Annotated in this window: 16 protein-coding genes and 1 riboswitch; of the genes, 1 reads left to right on the plus strand and 15 read right to left on the minus strand. The window is 55.2% G+C overall.

The window, feature by feature from the left end:
• Window positions 1–293 precede the first annotated feature (293 nt).
• The 5 genes from ACTNC3_RS00475 to ACTNC3_RS00495 form a co-directional block, all read right to left on the minus strand.
• Window positions 294–515, minus strand: a complete 222-nt coding sequence (locus ACTNC3_RS00475; RefSeq protein ID WP_410042501.1) for a hypothetical protein — start codon at window positions 513–515, stop codon at window positions 294–296.
• 558 nt (window positions 516–1,073) lie between these two features.
• Window positions 1,074–2,693, minus strand: a complete 1,620-nt coding sequence (locus ACTNC3_RS00480; protein ID WP_410042500.1) for a Na+/H+ antiporter NhaC family protein — start codon at window positions 2,691–2,693, stop codon at window positions 1,074–1,076.
• Window positions 2,694–2,893: 200 nt separating this feature from the next.
• Window positions 2,894–3,065: riboswitch (Lysine riboswitch) on the minus strand.
• Between the two features lie 67 nt (window positions 3,066–3,132).
• A complete protein-coding gene (hemZ, locus tag ACTNC3_RS00485; RefSeq protein WP_441226109.1) occupies window positions 3,133–4,956 on the minus strand; it encodes a coproporphyrinogen dehydrogenase HemZ in 1,824 nt (607 codons plus the stop codon).
• A gap of 70 nt (window positions 4,957–5,026) precedes the next feature.
• Window positions 5,027–5,722: an MBL fold metallo-hydrolase gene (locus tag ACTNC3_RS00490; protein ID WP_441226110.1), complete on the minus strand. Its 696-nt coding sequence runs from the start codon at window positions 5,720–5,722 to the stop codon at window positions 5,027–5,029.
• Window positions 5,723–5,823: 101 nt separating this feature from the next.
• Window positions 5,824–8,082 (minus strand): RelA/SpoT family protein, encoded by a 2,259-nt coding sequence (locus ACTNC3_RS00495; RefSeq protein WP_441226111.1) that lies wholly within the window; start codon window positions 8,080–8,082, stop codon window positions 5,824–5,826.
• A 314-nt stretch (window positions 8,083–8,396) separates the two neighbouring features.
• Here ACTNC3_RS00495 and ACTNC3_RS00500 point away from each other — a divergent pair, with 314 nt between their 5' ends.
• Entirely contained in the window at window positions 8,397–8,837 is a 441-nt protein-coding gene (locus tag ACTNC3_RS00500) for a CBS domain-containing protein (protein WP_410042496.1), read from the plus strand.
• A gap of 214 nt (window positions 8,838–9,051) precedes the next feature.
• Here ACTNC3_RS00500 and ACTNC3_RS00505 read toward each other — a convergent pair whose 3' ends face one another.
• From ACTNC3_RS00505 to ACTNC3_RS00550, 10 genes are all read right to left on the minus strand, one after another.
• Complete coding sequence (locus ACTNC3_RS00505) at window positions 9,052–9,555, minus strand: GreA/GreB family elongation factor (protein WP_441226112.1); 504 nt, start codon at window positions 9,553–9,555, stop codon at window positions 9,052–9,054.
• Entirely contained in the window at window positions 9,555–10,085 is a 531-nt protein-coding gene (locus ACTNC3_RS00510; protein WP_441226113.1) for an adenine phosphoribosyltransferase, read from the minus strand. Before ACTNC3_RS00510 ends, ACTNC3_RS00505 begins: the two co-directional genes overlap by 1 nt.
• A 93-nt stretch (window positions 10,086–10,178) precedes the next feature.
• Window positions 10,179–10,736 carry an NUDIX hydrolase gene (locus tag ACTNC3_RS00515; protein WP_410042493.1) on the minus strand — a complete coding sequence of 186 codons (558 nt, stop codon included), beginning with the start codon at window positions 10,734–10,736 and terminating at the stop codon, window positions 10,179–10,181.
• Window positions 10,720–12,060 (minus strand): hemolysin family protein, encoded by a 1,341-nt coding sequence (locus tag ACTNC3_RS00520; RefSeq protein ID WP_441226114.1) that lies wholly within the window; start codon window positions 12,058–12,060, stop codon window positions 10,720–10,722. The genes ACTNC3_RS00515 and ACTNC3_RS00520 overlap by 17 nt, the downstream gene beginning before the upstream one ends.
• Before the next feature lie 157 nt (window positions 12,061–12,217).
• Window positions 12,218–13,075, minus strand: a complete 858-nt coding sequence (locus ACTNC3_RS00525; protein ID WP_441226115.1) for a sugar phosphate isomerase/epimerase family protein — start codon at window positions 13,073–13,075, stop codon at window positions 12,218–12,220.
• A complete protein-coding gene (locus tag ACTNC3_RS00530) occupies window positions 13,072–14,031 on the minus strand; it encodes a helix-turn-helix domain-containing protein (RefSeq protein ID WP_441226116.1) in 960 nt (319 codons plus the stop codon). Before ACTNC3_RS00530 ends, ACTNC3_RS00525 begins: the two co-directional genes overlap by 4 nt.
• 55 nt (window positions 14,032–14,086) lie before the next feature.
• Window positions 14,087–15,253: a glycoside hydrolase family 88/105 protein gene (locus ACTNC3_RS00535; RefSeq protein ID WP_441226117.1), complete on the minus strand. Its 1,167-nt coding sequence runs from the start codon at window positions 15,251–15,253 to the stop codon at window positions 14,087–14,089.
• Between the two features lie 3 nt (window positions 15,254–15,256).
• A complete protein-coding gene (locus ACTNC3_RS00540; RefSeq protein ID WP_441226118.1) occupies window positions 15,257–15,946 on the minus strand; it encodes a carbohydrate ABC transporter permease in 690 nt (229 codons plus the stop codon).
• Entirely contained in the window at window positions 15,873–16,124 is a 252-nt protein-coding gene (locus tag ACTNC3_RS00545) for a hypothetical protein (protein WP_441226119.1), read from the minus strand. The genes ACTNC3_RS00540 and ACTNC3_RS00545 overlap by 74 nt, the downstream gene beginning before the upstream one ends.
• 75 nt (window positions 16,125–16,199) lie before the next feature.
• A complete protein-coding gene (locus ACTNC3_RS00550) occupies window positions 16,200–17,774 on the minus strand; it encodes a glycoside hydrolase family 28 protein (RefSeq protein ID WP_441226120.1) in 1,575 nt (524 codons plus the stop codon).
• Between the last annotated feature and the right edge of the window lie 229 nt (window positions 17,775–18,003).

The following is an 18,003-nucleotide window of genomic DNA, read 5'->3' on the forward strand; positions in this document are numbered from 1 at the left end:
CCTCCTGCCATTCTCTGTAGAAATCATGAATCTGCTGTCATTATGCACTACCCGTTTCCAGATGTCGAGCGTTAAATTATTAACCGGTTTACCGTGCGTAATTTCGTGCTTTTGCTGAAATCACAAGCCTCGTTCACCAAGCCCGAAAAGGCAGCCTTCACAGCGAGACCACGCAAAAGAAAACTGCTCCGCGCATCTGTCTTCTGCAACAGATACACGGAGCAATCATCTATAGGGGTTATCAATTTAAGAAAATATCAACTATCATCATGCAGGAATCGATCCAGACGCCTTCAGGCATCTACATAATGTACCACGATACCGCATGCCACGATGCCGACCATGGCTACGAAGAAATACTGTAAGCACTGCGCTGCTGCCGGAAGACCTGCACTCATCAGCAGTCCGCTGAGAAGCAGTGTGACACATGCAACCACGATGGCTCCTGCCTCGAATGTAACCAGGAGCTCCGAAACGAAATCCATAAATCCATTGATTCTTGACGTATCGTTCATAAAAACATCTCCTCTCGACCATGCTCTCATGACCACGTACAGCAGACAGCTGCTGTCATGAAAAAAGCCTGTGAAACATCCTGTGGGAATGGTTCTCATTCCTTCTATTTATATTGTATCGCATTTTTTCCAGTTGTGAAGAGCTTTATATGAATGATAAATTTCTTTTATAGTTCCGATTAATCGAAGTTATTCTACGCGCACATTTGTCCGCAGCACGCGGACAAATCGTATATTTCAAACTACACCGATCAGCCAGAGCCCCGGAGGGCCGGCAACAGAAACCATACGGAGAGGTCGTGAAGAATCAAGCCGTGGCCCCTTGGCGGCACTTGGTGCTATCTCTCCTTGGAACCCTCTGCAATGCTGAGTTTTCATCAAGAAAACTCAGTGATTGCAGAGGGCCTAGTGCCGCTTAGGGTCCCGGCTTAGAGTCTTCCGAGCTCGCAGTACTGTGTTTCGGTTGCCGCCCCTCCGGGAGCCTGGCGTAGTGATATCATCCTGCCATAGAAAAAGCGGCCCTCCTATGAGAGCCGCTTTGATCATTCAGTGCGCTGTTTATTCTGATTCCTTACCGGTGGCGTGACGGAACGCAAGCATCGCGAGAAGCAATACGACGAAGCCGGAAATCAGTCCGGAGACCGCATGCTTCGTGAAACCAGCCACGATATAAGCGATCGCCGAGGAAAGTGCCGCGGTCAGCGCATACGGGATCTGGGTCGATACGTGGTTGATGTGCAGGCACTGCGCGCCGGCACTCGACATGATGGTGGTATCGGAGATCGGTGAGCAGTGGTCACCGCAGACCGCACCGGCCATGCAGGCCGACATGGAAAGGATCATCATGTTGTGGTCGATGCCCTGGAAGCAGGCCACGACGATCGGGATGAGGATTCCGAAGGTACCCCATGAGGTACCGGTTGCGAAGCTTAATCCGATGGCGATCATGAAGATGATGACCGGAAGGAACTGCAGGAAGTTCTTGGCTGAACCCTGTACGACACCGGCGACGAACTCCTTCGCACCGAGGCTGTCGGTCATGGCCTTCAGAGACCATGCGAGCGTGAGGATCAGGATGGCCGGAACCATCTGCTTGAAGCCCTCCGGCAGGCAGTCCATGCACTCGTTGAAGCTGAGTACGTTACGGATCAGATAGAACGCAAGGGTGATGACCAGTGCGCAGAAGGAACCGAAGACGAGACCGACGGAGGCATCCGAGCCGGCGAAGGAATCGATGAAGCTGACACCACTGAAGAAGCCGCCGGTGTAGATCATACCGATAACGCAGCAGATCACGAGTGAGAAAATCGGAACCAGCATGTCGATGAGGTGTCCGCCCTCTCGTCTCGCCTCGTCGGCCGCATTCTCGAACGGACGCTCCGGCGTGGTATAGAGATCGTGGTGCTCGATCGCATTGACCTCATGCTGGTGCATCGGGCCGAAATCCACCTTCAGGGCCACCATCAGGATCATCATCGCGATGGTGAGCAGTGCGTAGAAGTTATACGGGATGGTCTGCAGGAAGAGGCTCATGCCGTTCTCTCCCTCGACGAAACCGGACACGGCCGCCGCCCAGGAGGAAATCGGGGCGATGATGCAGATCGGAGCTGCGGTGGAGTCGATGAGGTACGCCAGCTTCGCACGGCTGATCTTATGCTTATCGGTCACCGGACGCATGACGGAGCCGACGGTCAGACAGTTGAAGTAGTCGTCGATGAAGATGAGGCAGCCAAGGGCGATCGTGGCGAGCTGTGCGCCGGCCCTCGTCCTGATGTGCTTCGATGCCCAGTCACCGAACGCGGCAGAGCCACCACTGCGGTTCATGAGCTGTACCATCGCACCGAGGATGACGAGGAAGCAGAGGATACCGACATTATAGCTGTCGGACAGGACCGAGATGATACCATCGACGAAGATGTGGTTGATGGTGCCCTCGAAGTGATAACCGGAAAACAGGAGTGCACCGGTCAGGATACCGAAGAAAAGGGAGCTGTATACCTCCTTCGTGATGAGCGCGAGGGCGATGGCGATGACCGGCGGCACGAGTGCCCAGGCGGTCTGCTGCACCGTATCAGCGGTGGTGATGAAGCCGGCGACCACGATAAACACGAGGACGACAGCGATGGCGGTCAGCGATGCGAAGCGGTTGCTTCGATGCTCTCTGTCTTTAAACTGCATAAAATCTCCTTACCGGGGCGCGTGCCCCTCTGCTCCCTCCCGGGAGAATCCTGGGTAGACAATAGCCGTTTCGCAGAACAGTTTCGGCCCTCCGGGCTCTGGTCTTAAGAATTTTGTAAGGGGGTCAGACCCCCTTACGAAATTCTTAAGAAAAAGGCAGTGATTTCATACGAACCACTGCCTCATAAATATGCATTCTATGAAACAATAGCTCCAACACATTTCTGTGAGAGTCTGCCGTCTCTTAAACGGCAGCCCAACTCGGTGCGTGTGCATCACACTCCGGTTTCGGCGTCTCATCCTTTCACTGCATCTCATGGACTATGCGGTCTCCATGCAGCTACTGATAATCAACGCGCCTCTATTGTCAACCTGTTAAATTTTCATATGCATCGCAACGCGATACATGCATGCATTATATGCTTTCCTATTATATCCGTCAATCCTTAAAAAGGGCGAATAAGCTCTTCTTTCGCTCGATAAACTTGTCGATATGGTCGAGATAGTCCGGAATCGACTTGCCGTTATCGCAGCGCTCCACCCGTTTATGGTAGAGATCCCCATCACGGGACGGCAGGACGACCTTCGTGCTCGTGCCGGCGCCACAGCCGACGACGGTATGCTTCTCCTCCATCATGAGGATGTTATAGAGGCATTCCTTGCCCTCCTCGCAGTACCCGACGTTCTCGAGATTGCCGGCCATGTTCTTCTGCCGGTAGAGATAGTACGGCTTCATCCCGAGGAGCTCTGCGGTATACTCCGAGGCGAGCATCATGCGCGTGATCTCCGGATAGCGGAAGTCGGCCACAGCAGCGTTCTCCTGCTGCTGCGTCTCCGCGAGGATCTCGTGCTCGTCACCCGCACGGTACACACCGGCCCAGAAATCGCGCTCGAGGGTCAGCCGCGCCGCCCGCTTGATGGCGAGGCTGTGTACGGTCAGGCTGTCCGGCCGGAGCCGTCCGATCTCCGAGAGCGTATGCGTCACCTCCGGGAGCTTCTCGCCCGGCAGGCCCAGGATGATGTCCATGTTGATGTTATCGAATCCGAGTTCCCGCGCGAGCCGATACTTCTCGATGACCTCCTCCACGCTGTGCTTTCGACCGATCAGGTCGAGGGTCTTCTGGCAGAAGGTCTGCGGGTTCACCGAGATCCGGTCAACACCGGCCGCCTTCAGAATTTCCAGCTTCTCCCGCGTGATCGAATCCGGTCGTCCTGCTTCGACCGTAAACTCGACGATCCCCGGCATCCCCGTCACGGTATGCATCCACGGTGCCTCGTCCATGTCCGCCGCTGCCGGCTTCGCCAATGCTTCCGCCGTGCCATCGTCACGCTGCGCTTCGTCTGCAACAGGCGCTGCGTTCGCACGCAGGATGGAGACATTGGCCTCCCCGCAGATCTCGTGGACAAGATCCATCAGGACCTGCAGCCAGTGCTCGTCGAGGGCCGTCGGCGTGCCGCCGCCGATGTAGATGGTCTGCAGCGGGCGGTGAAGCTCGCCGCACATATGCTGCACGGTGAAGCGGAGCTCCTTCCGGAGGTTCTCCATATAGTCGCCGAGGCGCTTCTCCCAGGCGTCGATCGTGTTGCTGAGGAAGGAGCAGTAGAGGCAGCGGGTCGGACAGAACGGGATGCCGATATAGAGACTCCAGCCCTCCTTATAGCTCCGGCCGGTGGTCTCGCGGATGCGATCGAGGATGCGCTGCTCCCGGACCGCGATGTCGACCATGAGATCGAGCTTCTCTCCGCGGATGCAGTACTCTCGCCGGAGATCGGCACGGATCTTCCGGAGCGCCTCCTCCGGGAACGTATGCCCTGGCAGTGCCTCCAGCAGCGGGCTCACGAGGGACACCGGACGGATACCGGTGAGGTCACCCCATGGGAGCTCCTTCCCGGTCATGCCGACCAGGGTGTCGTAGAGCTCGGCCTTGATGACGGACTTATCCTCCTTTCGGACACCGGTCAGCGGAAGCGCGGCGGCCTCTACGGTGAAGCTCAGGCGAATGCTGTCCTCCTCCATCCCCTCCGGGGTGACCTCGGACACCATGCGGGCACGGTTCTTCGTGGACTTTTTATTGACGGCGGTCACCTCACCGGTGGCCTGCGCCTGCTTCAGCGCGTTTTTCTCCTCCTGGGTGGTGTTCGAAAAATGCACGCCCTCCGGGGTCCGGATCTCGAACTCCTCCCCCGGATAGAAGGCCTGCACCAGCTCCCGGATGTCCTGCTCATAGCCTGCTGCGATACTGTCTAAAACTAATCGGATCAATGTTTCTACCTCTTCATCCTGTACGCGTAAAAGGACAGGTGCGGTGATGTCAGCGCCTGCCCTTCTCAATTTAAAGATTCACCCTGCCTAAGAATACCGCCGGGTTGTACTTCTGCTCGTTTCCGATCGAGCTCTGTGCCTCATGGCCCGGGAATACACTGGTATCCGCCGGGAGCACCAGCAGCTTCTCTACGATGCTCTTCACGATGGCTTCCTGCGATCCGCCCACGAAGTCGGTACGTCCGAAGGACTCCTTAAAGAGCGTATCACCGGAAAACAGCACCGGATAGATCTTCGGCTCCGTCGCGCCCTCCGGCTGGAAGGACAGCCCGTCGGCGATATAGAAGCAGCAGGAGCCCGGCGTATGGCCTGGGGTTTCCAGCACCTTCCACTCCCGACCGAGGTGGTGCAGGGTATCGCCGTCCCGGAAGGTCTCATACTCCCCCGGCTGCAGGGTGACCTCGACGCCGAAGTTCCCGCTCAGGTTCCGCTTCGGATCCGCGAGGGTCTCCGCCTCATCTGCACAGGCGAAGATCTTTATGCCGAAATGCTGCGCCACATCCTTCGCTGCCATGATATGGTCGAAGTGGCCGTGGGTGAGGAGGATCGCCTCCGGCTTCAGATGGAGCTCCTCCTCGATGATTTTGATGATATGCGGTGCGTTCGCTGCTGGATCGATGATGACGCAGGCACGCGTTTCATCATCGTAGCAGAAGTAGACATTCGTCTGCACCACGCCGGTTACATACTTTGATACTTTTAACATGATCCCTCCGGGATTTACAAAGTAGCCTTGCCGCTGGCAAGGCTTTGAATACGTTCGCCACTAGGGCATCACGGTTGTGCACTTTCAGCGCACAACCGTGATTAACCTTGTGCTCTTTCTATATCAATTACGCCACTGATTTTACGAAGCTTCGAAACCAGTGAGCTGAGTTCTTCTTTGTTATGGATGTCGAAGGAGACGGTGATCGTCGCCTTTTCGTTTTTACCGACACGGGAGGTCAGGGACTTGATGTCGATGTTCGCATCGGTCAGTACCTTCGAGACGTCGACGAGGAGGCCGACACGGTTTGTCGTGAAGATCTCGAGCTCGGTTGCGTAGGTTTCCTGTGCGTTATCGGACTGCCACTCGGCCTCGATGAGACGGGCCTTCTCGTCCTCCGGCAGGTTCATCATATTGATGCAGTCCGTGCGGTGGATCGTGATGCCACGGCCACGGGTGACGAAACCGACGATTTCATCGCCCGGCACCGGCGAGCAGCACTTCGCGTAGCGCACGGCGAGATCATGGATGCCCTTCACCACGATGCCCGACTTCGACTTCCGGATGACCTCCGGCTTCTTCGTCATGCCCTCGATGTTGTGCAGGATATCCTCGTCCGAGACATTGGCCTCATCCGACTTATGCTTTAGCTCGATGAGCTTCGAGATGACCTGAGACTCCTTGAGCCCGCCACGGCCGACGGACGCCAGCATGGACTCCCAGTCGGTGTAGCTGTAACGGCGGATGACGCTCTCGACATACTCCGGCTTCGTCAGCTCGCCGAGCGTGTAGCCCTTCGACTTCGCATAGTTCGTGAGGAGGTCCTTACCGCGCTCGATATTCTCGTCCTTCTGCTCACGCTTGAACCACTGGTTGATCTTGTTCTTCGCCTGCGTCGACTTGCAGATCTTCAGCCAGTCACGGCTCGGACCTCTCGAGTTCTGCGAGGTGATGATGTCGACACGGTCGCCGTTCTTCAGCTGATAGGTGACCGGCACCAGCTTGTCGTTGACCTTCGCACCGACCATCTTGTTGCCGACCGCTGAGTGGATCGCATACGCGAAGTCGATCGGGCAGGAGCCGGCCGGCAGATTCTTAACATCACCCGTCGGTGTGAAGCAGAAAACGTTCTCGTTAAAGAGATTCAGGTCGGACTTGACCATGTTCATGAATTCCTTCGAGTCGGACTCATCCTTCTGCCACTCGAGGATCTCATGCAGCCAGTTCATCTTCACATCTTCCTGCTCGCTGGCCTTTTCCTTCGATCCGCCGGACTCCTTATACTTCCAGTGCGCTGCGATACCGAACTCTGCCGTACGGTGCATCTCGAAGGTACGGATCTGGATCTCGAACGGTACACCGTCGGAGCCGATGACCGTCGTATGCAGCGACTGGTACATGTTCGGCTTCGGCATCGCGATGTAGTCCTTGAAGCGGCCCGGAATAGGGGTATACATCTTATGGATTACGCCGAGCGCCGCATAGCAGTCCCGCACCGTCTCCACGATGATACGGATCGCGAACAGATCATAGATCTGGTCGATGGTCTTATTCTGGTTCACCATCTTACGATAGATGGAGAAGAAGTGCTTCACACGTCCGCTGATCTCGGCATCGATGCCGGACTCCTTGATATGCTTTGAGACCTCAGAGACGATGTTTCTGATCCGGGCTTCTCTGGCTTCCTTCTTCAGGTTGACCTTCGCCGCGAGATCATAGTAGATATCCGGCTCGAGGTACTTCAGCGACAGATCATCCATCTCGATTTTGATCTTACTGATACCGAGACGCTCCGCGAGCGGTGAGTAAATCTCGAGGGACTCACGCGCCTTCTCCTTCTGCTTCGCCGGGGTCTGGTACTCCAGGGTCCGGAGGTTATGGAGACGGTCAGCGAGCTTGATGATGATGACACGGATATCCTTCGCCATCGAAACGAACATCTTTCGGAGATTCTCCGCCTGCATCTCGACCTTATCGGTATTGAGATTGAGCTGTGTCAGCTTCGTGACGCCATCGACGAGCAGTGCCACATCCGGATTAAACTCCTTCGTGATTTCCTCGAGCGTCATGCCGGTATCCTCGACGACGTCGTGCAGAAGTCCCGCGGCGATGGTTTCCTTATCCATCTGGAGATCGGCGAGAATGATCGCAACACAAAGAGGGTGAATGATGTATGGTTCACCCGATTTCCGCTTCTGATCCTTATGCTGTTCCTTCGCTACCTGATAGGCCTTCTCGATCATCGTGAGATCATCGGATGGATGATATGCCCGGATGGCTCTGATCAGTTCCTTATATAATTCCTCCGGTGGTGTGTTATCCGCAGGTCTCTCCAGTACTACTTCTTCCTCTGTCATCATAGCGCTATCCTCATCATGAAGTGCTGTTCCGCGCAGACAGATGCGCTGCGCACACTTCTCTTTATAAACATATAGTCAAATTTAAATTTTACTATCAGTATGGAATAATGTCAAAAGATGTATCGATTTTCGGCATATCCAGGCGCTGTTCGCGCGTCGTATGCCCGGCTTCGCATGTACTTCTGCATCACGCGCCGCCGCGCCTTGTACAAATATCCATACAATCTTTATGAATTTTTAACGATTCCGTCATAGCTTGTACATACCTTTCGGTTAAAATATATATAGAATCGAAAACAAATGGAGGACTTTTCATGAATATTCTTTTCTTCCTGACTCCGAAATGTGATGTTGCATATCTCGAGGAAGATTATACACTGCGGCAGGCGCTCGAAAAAATGGAGTTCCACCGCTACTCTACCATCCCGATCCTGACGAAGGACGGCAAATACTATGGCACCATGACCGAGGGTGACCTGCTCTGGGAAATCAAAAATGATCTCCACATGGAGCTGAAGGACACGGAAAAGATCCGGGTGGCCGACATCCCGATGAAAAATCACTATGAGCCGGTGAAGGTCAACGCCAGCATGGAAGATATCATGAAGCGCGCTTCCCGGCAGAACTTCGTTCCGGTCGTCGATGATTCGGACCACTTCATCGGTATGATCCGACGGAAGGAGCTGATCAATTATCTCTACGAGCATTCCGACATCAAGGATGCCCTTCTCGACGCCGTAAAAAAGGTCATCTGAGCGATTTCTTTTTCATTGACGATCCCGGCAATGCATCGTCGGTCAATGTAAACGATCCGTGGGGCACGTACCCACCCATCCAAAAGAGGCTGCTGCAGGAATCCGCCGGCAGCGGTTCTGATGTACATCAGATTCCGCCACGCAGGATTCTCTGCAACAGCCTTTTTGCCTGTTCTGATTTTCTTTTCGTCCGCCTGCTTCGATCCGCCAAGGCTTAGTATGCCTTGATCTGATCATCCGCCGATTCCCCGGTGTTTTCGATGTTTCGGATGATGACATCATAGCTGATGCCGTTCTCCATCCGAACCGTACAGCGGTCGCCGACCTTATGTCCCATGATGGCACGTCCGATCGGTGATTCGTTCGAGATAAGTCCGTGAATACTGTTTCCACGAATCGAGGTGACGATGCGATAGGTCTCCTCCTCATCATCCTCCTCGAAGTACAGGGTCACGGTATTATTGAGCCCGACCTCGTCGTCCTTCGACGAATCATCGATGATCCGTGCGAAGCGAAGAACCCGCTCCAGATAATTGATACGGCCGTTATTTTCACGATTGGCCTTCTTCGCAGCATAATACTCGAAGTTTTCCGAGCGGTCCCCCTGCGCGGCTGCCTCCGCGATTTCCTTCGTGATCTGCGGACGGAGCACCAGCTTCCGATGGTCGATCTCGGCCTGGATCTTCTCGACGTCCGACTTCGTAAGCTCCTGTCCCATCACTTACCCTCGTAGGTGATCAGGGAGGTCAGCGGATACTTCCGAAGCTGATCACGACCGTTCAGTCCCGCAAGCTCCATCACGACAGCGATCTGTGCCACTTCACCCTGGAGCTGCTCCACCAGCTTGCAGGCAGCAGCGAGTGTACCACCGGTTGCGATCAGATCATCGACGATCACGACCTTCTCGCCCGGCTTGATCGCATCCTTATGGATCTCGATCTCTGCCTGACCATACTCGAGATCATACTTCGCAGAAACGGTCTCTCGCGGAAGCTTGCCCTTCTTACGCACCGGCACGAAGCCCTTATGCATCGCATACGCGATCGCGGTTCCGAAGATGAAGCCTCTGGACTCCAGGCCCAGCACCACATCGAAATCTACGCCCTCCAGGGCCTTGATGAGACCATCCACCGCATCCTGCAGGCCGTCCGGATCCTGTACCATGGATGTGATATCACGGAACATGATGCCCTTCTGTGGGAAATCCGGAATGGTCAGTACATAATCTTCCAAATGCTCTCTCTTCATAACGTCTCCTCGCTTTTCGTTTCATACTATACCGGCGATGACTCGCCGTACAGACGGATCGGGGCCTGCAAAGAAGCCCCGTCGCATCATCGTTTAATTCTTATGGTACTTTGCTGCATAGCTCATGATCGCGGCGACGGTCTTTCCATCCGTCATCTTCCCATCATAGATCAGCTGCTGCAGATCCTTGAGCTCCCAGGCCTCGACCCCGAGCTCCTCATCCTCATCCCAGTGAACCTTTCCCTTCTCGAGATGATCCGCCACATAGATGCCGATCTTCTCATCGAGAAAGGCGATGGTCGTATTGACATACAGCAGGAAATCGAGGTGATCCGTCTTATATCCGGTCTCCTCCTCGAGCTCACGCATCGCACACTCCTCAAACGGCTCGTCCTCCCGATCGCGCTTTCCCGCCGGAATCTCCAGGGTATAGCGGTCGAGTGCATGACGGAACTGGCGCACCATCAGGATACGACCATCCGGAAGCACCGGCAGTACCGCAGCGGCGCCCTTATGATGGATGAAGTCCCAGTGGGTCTTATGCCCGCCGACATCCACATAGTCATCATAAACGGTGATGACCTTGCCCTGATATGCAAGCTTCCGCTCGATCAGCTTTACCGGTTTCTCTGCATTATTTTCGTTCAACATAACTGTTCTCCTGTGCTTCCGCACTCTCCTTCACTTTCTTCCGGACGATCGTCTTTCCGATGCGCCGGTTCTTGATGTAGGCAACATCGACATTCAGTTCATCCGTCTCGAGATGGAAGGAGCTGCCATCATCCGGCACGGTACCGATGATGCCCATCAGATAACCGCCGAAGGTATCCGCATCCTCCGTCGGGATGTTCACCTTCAGCTTTTCGTTGACATCCTCGATGTCCGCCGTGCCGAGTACGATCCACTCGTTCTCGCCGATCGCTTCGATCGGATCCGGCTCCGGCACTTCATCCTCATCCTGCAGATCACCCACGAGGGCCTCGATCAGATCATGCACGGTGACGATGCCGGTCATACCGCCGTACTCATCGATGACGATGGCGTAGTACTTCCGTGTGCGCTTCATCGTCGCGAAAAGATCCGAGACCTTCATGTTCTGCGACACGAAGAACGGCTTGTCAACCGCATTTTTCATGACATTTCCACGGGACTGATCCGGCAGGCGGAAATAGTCCTTCGTATCGAGTACACCGACGATATCGTCATCATCCTCTCCACAGATCGGATAGATCGCATAGCGATGGCTGTAGATCGTCTTCCGCCACTGCCGGTCCGTGTCCTCGAGATACAGCATCGCCACATCCGGACGGTGCGTGCAGACATCCTCCACGGTCAGGTCGTTAAACTCGAAGACGTTCTGGATCATCTCGTTCTCGACGGTTTCGATCGTACCCTTCTCGGTCCCCTCATCCAGCATCAGCTTGATATCCTCCTCGGACACCTTCTCCTCGACATCCTCCGGCCGTATGCCCAGCATGCGCAGTACACGATTGGTCGAAGCGGTAAGAAGCCATACGAACGGGGCGAAAATCGTCGATGCCAGCTCCAGGATGCCGGCGATGCTGAGTGCGATCTTCTCGGTATAGGCCTGTGCCAGCCGCTTCGGAACCAGCTCGCCGAACACGATGCTGACATAGGAAAGGATCATGGTGATCAGGATGATCGCGACGTTCTCGATGACCTCCCGTGCGACCGGAAGTCCGGTCAGCAGGACCACATCGGTGAGTGGCTTCGCGAAGCTGTCCGCCGCAAACGCCGACGACAGGAATCCGGCCAGCGTGATCGCCACCTGAATCGTCGACAGAAACTTCGCCGGCTCGACGGTCAGCCTGAGCAGCTTGTCTGCCCGTTTATTGCCATCCTCGCTCAGCTTGCGAAGCTTCGCATCACCGACCTGCAGCACGGCAATCTCTGCGCAGGAAAAAAGTCCATTAATCAGAATCAGCACAATCAGCAGTAACAATCGTCCAACCATAAATTCACTTACCACCCTCCGCGTGGCACCACACAACGTTCCCGTGCCCGTTTTCCGGCACTCATCTATTCACCATATCGCAAAGGGCACAGAAATACAAGCCCCTTCTTGCGGACAGCCGCTCAGCCGCCCAGGCAGGGGACCCGGAGGGCCGGCGTCAGATGGCGTACTTCTCGTACATGGCCTGGAGATAAGCGCAGTCCGCTGCATAGCGGTCCGGAGAAGAATTCTCGAGGGTACCGATGATGTACGGCTTCCACTGTGCTACCTGCCGCATCAGCTCTTCATAACAGAAGATACCCTCGCCCGGATGACGGTACTTCTGGTCCTCGCCCTCGAAGACACAGTCCTTCATATGGAGGGTCGTGATGCGGTCGCCATAGAGCGTAAAGGCCTGACGGATCAGGGCATTCTGACCGGCCGGGTCGTGCGCAAGCTCCGGGGTGATGAGATTCACCGCATCCAGGATGACGTCGAAGTTTACGGAATCGATGTCATCGAGGAAGCGACGCATCATCTCCGGTGAGCGTAAGGTGTGGTTATACACGCTCTCGACGCCGACCATCACGCCGAGCTTTTCCGCCGCATCGCGGATCCGCTTAAAGCTGTCCAGTACACGCAGGTAGTTTTCCTCGGTATAGGTTTCCGGTACGACCTTCATCTCCGGATCGGCGCGTCCGGTTTCGGTCCCCACCATGTCTGCGCCGATCAGCTTCGCATACTTCATATGCTCGATGAAGCGCTGTACCTGCTGAAGTCGCTTCTCCTCATCCGGATGGGCCGGATTGATATAGCAGCCGAGGATGGAGACATGGAGGTCCCGCTTCCGTAACTCCGAAGCGACATAATCGCCGAGGCCTGCACTAAAATGGCCGACGGAGGTATCCACATCAGAAAAGCTCTTATTCATCGCGAGGTGAATATAGTGGATGTGCAGCTTCTGCACCTCATCCAGCACCTCGCACACACTGCCCTTCGGACAGATGTCATGTACACGCATACCAAACTGAATCATCTTTTCTCCTTTATACTGGTGTCGACGGTTTTACGATACTGTACCGGCGTATGGCCGGTGGTCGTCTTAAATACCTTTTCGAAATACGTGATGTTTCCGAAGCCGCAGAGATCCGCGATTTCGGTGATGGAACGGTCGGACTCCCGAAGGAGCTGCTGCGCCTTCTGGATCCGGATGTAGGTCATATACTCGACGACGGAGAAACCGGTGACGTTCCGGAAGCTCCGGGTCAGATAGGAGCGGCTCATGAAGAAGCGCTGGGCCAACTCCTCGAGCGAAACGCTCTCGTGGATATGGGTCTGCAGATAGAGTGCGACCTCATGTACCTTCTGATGCACACCCGTCTTCACGACGGTTTCCGGTACGACTTTCTGGTTTGCCTCGAGCTCCGCATGGAGCAGCCGGCGTCTCGCCTTCGCGAAGATGCTGGCCAGCTCGAGCGCCTGAAGATATAAAAAGGCGTGAGCGTCCTCCATGGAGACGGTGCCGCCGTTCTTATCCTCTGTACACATCGCTTTAAATTCGGCTATCACGGCAAGAATCAGCCGCCACTCGCTGTCGTTGAACGTTGCGACGCCGTTAAAGCGGTCACCGAAATCGTCGAAGCCCCGGAGCCCGGCGACCCGCAGGATCTGATCGAAGCGTGAACGGTCCAGCTGCAGGATGAAATTATGATGATCCGGTGGAAAGCCCGGTGCCGTCGAGGTCTTATGGATGAGATTATGATTGACGACGATGGCGGAGTGCGGCGACAGGCGGTAGGTCTCCCGGTCTACGAACATGAGTCGCTGTCCCTCGAGGATGAAGTGCAGCTCGATGGTCTCGTGTACATGCCGACTCCGCATGATGAAGCGATGATGACGCACTGCCTCGGATACGCGCAGACCCGGAATTCGCTTTTCAAACACGAGCTCCAGTCGCGAGTTATGAAGATTGACATCTCGGTGCTCAGCCATGGTTTCCTCCAGATTTCAAAAAGGGCATGCATGGAGTCCATGCACACCCTTTAGTTTATCGTAGCATCTCGGTGTAGGCAAGAAGCAACGGGCCGACGCCCTTCGCATCATTCTGCACCACCGGTTCGGACAGATAGTAGGCGGCGGAACCATCGCGATGCTGATCTCCTCCGAGCCCGCCGACGAGGCAGATGCCCGTCACACATGGTGTTCCATCTGCGTTTTTCGTCAGGCGATGATCGACGATTCCATAGAAGGCCTTTTCACCTACCGCGCGGAAGCTTTCCGGCAGGAAGCCGAGGCGTACCGCCTTCAGCAGTGCGGCACTGATCAGCGCGGTGCCGGAGGTTTCGAGGTAATTTCCCGCAAGCTCCGGAAGGGCGATCAGCTGATACCAGAGGCCGCTCGGATCCTGATACTTCGAGAGTGCCTTCGCGAGGTCCAGCAGCATGTGCTGGAGATGTACGCTTTCGGCCCCCATCGGAAGATCCTTCATGATCTCCAGTACATCGACGAGGCCCAGGATGAACCAGCCCTCCGCACGCAGCCAGAAGTTCGGGCTGCAGCCGGTGTCCGGATCTGCCCAGTACATCTTCCGGGAGGCATCATAGCCATGATAGTAGAGACCGGTTTTCGGGTCCCGCATCCTGATCTCAACATTGGCGATCTGACGACAGATATCCTCACAGTCCTTCTGTGCGTCGAAGCGCTTTTCGTACTCCATATAGAACGGAAGGGCCATATAGATGCCGTCGAGCCAGACCTGGTTCGGATAGATCAGCTTATGCCAGAAGTTCCCCTCCGGGGTCCGTGGCATGGTGCTGAGCTGAGAGCGTACGAGCTCGAGGGCCTTCCGGTACTTCTCTTTTCCGGTGAGATCATACAGCGTAAAAAGATTCTTGGCCGGGTTCACATTATCGAGCGAGTACTCCGCCGGATCATAGGTACGGATGCGGCCATCCTCCTCGACGAAGCCGCTCAGGAAGCGGTCCGCGAAGTCAAGAAAACGTGCCTCGCCGGTGATCTCATAGCGCTCGAGAATGCCGGTGATCATGCAGCCGTCGATATAGTTCCACTTGTTGCTCTTCCAGCTTCGGATCATCTCGAGATTCCAGGCCGGATGCGCGGAATCCGAGTGGGCCATGAGATAGTCGATGTACTCGTCGAGAAGCTGTTCGGTCGCTGCCCGATCACCCTGAAGGTGATGTCGTTTCTGATCCATTGCTTACCCCTTTACAGAACCCGCGGTGACACCATCGATGAACTGATCCTGTGCCAGGAAGAAGACCACGAGGGACGGGATGATGGAGATCAGGGACAGCGCGAGGATACGGTTCCAGGAGAAGCCGGTATCTGCATCCATGGACATCTTTACGAAGATGGCGGCCGGATAGCGCTTCGGCGTGGAAACGTAAAGCAGCGGTCCCATGAAGTCGTTGGTGGACCACATGAACTGGAACAGTGCCGCAGAGGTCATGGCCGGCTTCAGCACCGGAACGATGACATGCCAGAGGGTACCGAGGGCGGAGCAGCCATCGATCTTCGCCGCCTCATCGAGCTCCTTCGGGATATTGCGAAGGAACTGGATCAGCATGAAGACGAAGTAGGTATCCTGTGCGAAGAGCGTCGGCACGATCAGCGGAAGGTACAGCGGGGAATCTACCCAGCCCCATTTGTTGTACATGATGAACTGCGGAACGTTCAGTACGACGTTCGGCAGGAAGAGGGTCGCCATCAGAAGCATGAACATGAAGTCATGACCCTTGAACTTGAAACGTGCGAAGCCGTATGCCGTAAAGGTGCAGGATACGATGGTCAGGATGACCTTCGGGATGACGATCTTATAGGTGTTCAGCATGGAGGTCCAGATATTGATATCTCCGCCGTAGCCTTTCAACAATTCGAAGCGTTGCATCGCCACTGGAAGCCTCCTGTGCAGCTGCCGTCGTCGCAGCTGCAGCCTCCGCCGCCTTTGTGGTCTCTGCGGCGGCCTGTGTGGTGGATCCGGAATCAGAAGAACCACATGCGGCAAGTCCGAGCACCATGGATGCAGCGAGTGAACCTGCAAGTACCTTTGTGAATGACTTTTTCATATTTACCTCCTCGGGAGCCGCTCTGCAGCTCCTCTATATAAAGACCTTTCGGTCCAGGTTGATGATTTTATGGTCTCAGTTGATTGAGACATGGACGCTGTCATAATCCAGCACATCCTGAAGCACCGGCTCGGTATCGTCGGAGTCTGTGATCTCGACATTTTCGAGGGTGAGACGCTTTACATTTCTCGCATAGATGGCTCTTCCGCTCATCTCCGGGAAGTGATCCATCATGATGGTCTGGCGCGGCTTTCTCTCCGATTTCGGGAGGAAGTCGACCTTTATGTTCTTGAGAACGATGTTCTCGATGTAGCGCTCCGGCAATCCATACGCCACCAGCATACAGGCATCGGCACCGGTACATGTGATGTTCTCGGCCCGGATCGTTCCGATCGTCGGGGTCTTATCATCCACCGGATGGAAGCTCTGGTTCTGTACGTAGTCGCTGTGACCGTCTGGATCGCAGAAGTAGAACATGTTGAAGGTAAACGGCATGTGCACGTCCTTCATGATAATGTCGTGGAAATATACCCCATCATACCGTGTTTCCGGTCCGCGACCGCGGCGGGTCTTGATCCGAAGTCCCCGGTCCGTCCCATCGAAGATGCACTGTGCCACCTCGACGTTGATCACGCCACCGGCCGCTTCCGAGCCCACCGTCACACTGCCGTGTCCTCTTTCGAGGAAGGAGTTCCGAATCGTGAAGTGATCCGAGATCTTATGATGGTTCTGACTCATATAGTACTTTCCGGACTTCAGGGCGATACAGTCATCGCCGACAGAAATCTTCGTACCGAGGATCAGGATATCATCGCAGCTCTCCGGATCGAAGCCGTCTGTATTCGGTGAATCGGATGGGTTCCAGATCGTGATGTTGTATACGCCGATATGATCGGTATAGTACGGATGGACTGTCCAGCTCGGAGAATTCTTCACCGTGATGGACTGAAGACGTACATGGCGGCAGTGATTCAGGAAGATGGTGTTCGGACGCCATGCGGTTCGCATCACCTTCGGATTCTGCCACCAGTCACCCTCGGCACCGCCACCATCGATGTGCCCCCGACCGACGATGTCGACGTGCTCTGCACCGATCGCCGAAATGAGGGAGGCGAAGGAGGTCTCCGGGTTTCCTTCCCAGCTCGCGAGATTATACTCGCCCGTTCCATCCGTCGTCTTCGTCATACCCGGCATCAGCGGATAGTGATTCCGGTCCGGATCGCCCTTCAGCACGGCCCCCTCGTCGATCCATAAGCTCATGTAGCTCTTCAGGAAGAGTGGCCTCGACAGGTAGGTTCCTGCCGGCACGTACACGGTTCCATCCTTCGGGCAGGCACTGATCGCCGCCTGCAGGTAAATCGTGTCATCGCTCTCACCGTCGCCATGAGCGCCAAAGCTCCGGACATCGAGCAGCACCGACTCGGCTTCCGTATGGAAGGACTGTGTCTCCTCTCCATCCTCTGTCCTTAAGCTCAGGGTATAATCACTGTCCGGCTGGAGACCATCGATCGTGAGAACGTTCAGCGTCGATCGCGCACGTTCCTCACCATCGAGGAGCACACTGTACTCCTCCGGTGCATAGCAGATCGTCTGATTGTCACATTCGATGGTGACGCTCCGCTTAAACACCGCTCTGATCGTGAATTTCATGTCCGAAAGTTTGAGCAAGCATGATAAAGTCTTATAATAGACAGGACGATGTTTAAGAAATTTATACAAATGGCGCTGCCGCCGAATATGCGCTTGAAAAGGTTGTCTCTTTTGCAGTAAAGAAGGAAAAAGTATGATATACTGACAAATCGGGGCCTGCATCACGCATATCTCTGGAAATCCATCGTCGGTACAGCGTACCGGGGCCCGTCCGAATCATCATATATAG

The sequence above is a fragment of the Oribacterium sp. HCP3S3_B9 genome, from assembly GCF_052064255.1.
Classification (GTDB): domain Bacteria; phylum Bacillota; class Clostridia; order Lachnospirales; family Lachnospiraceae; genus Oribacterium.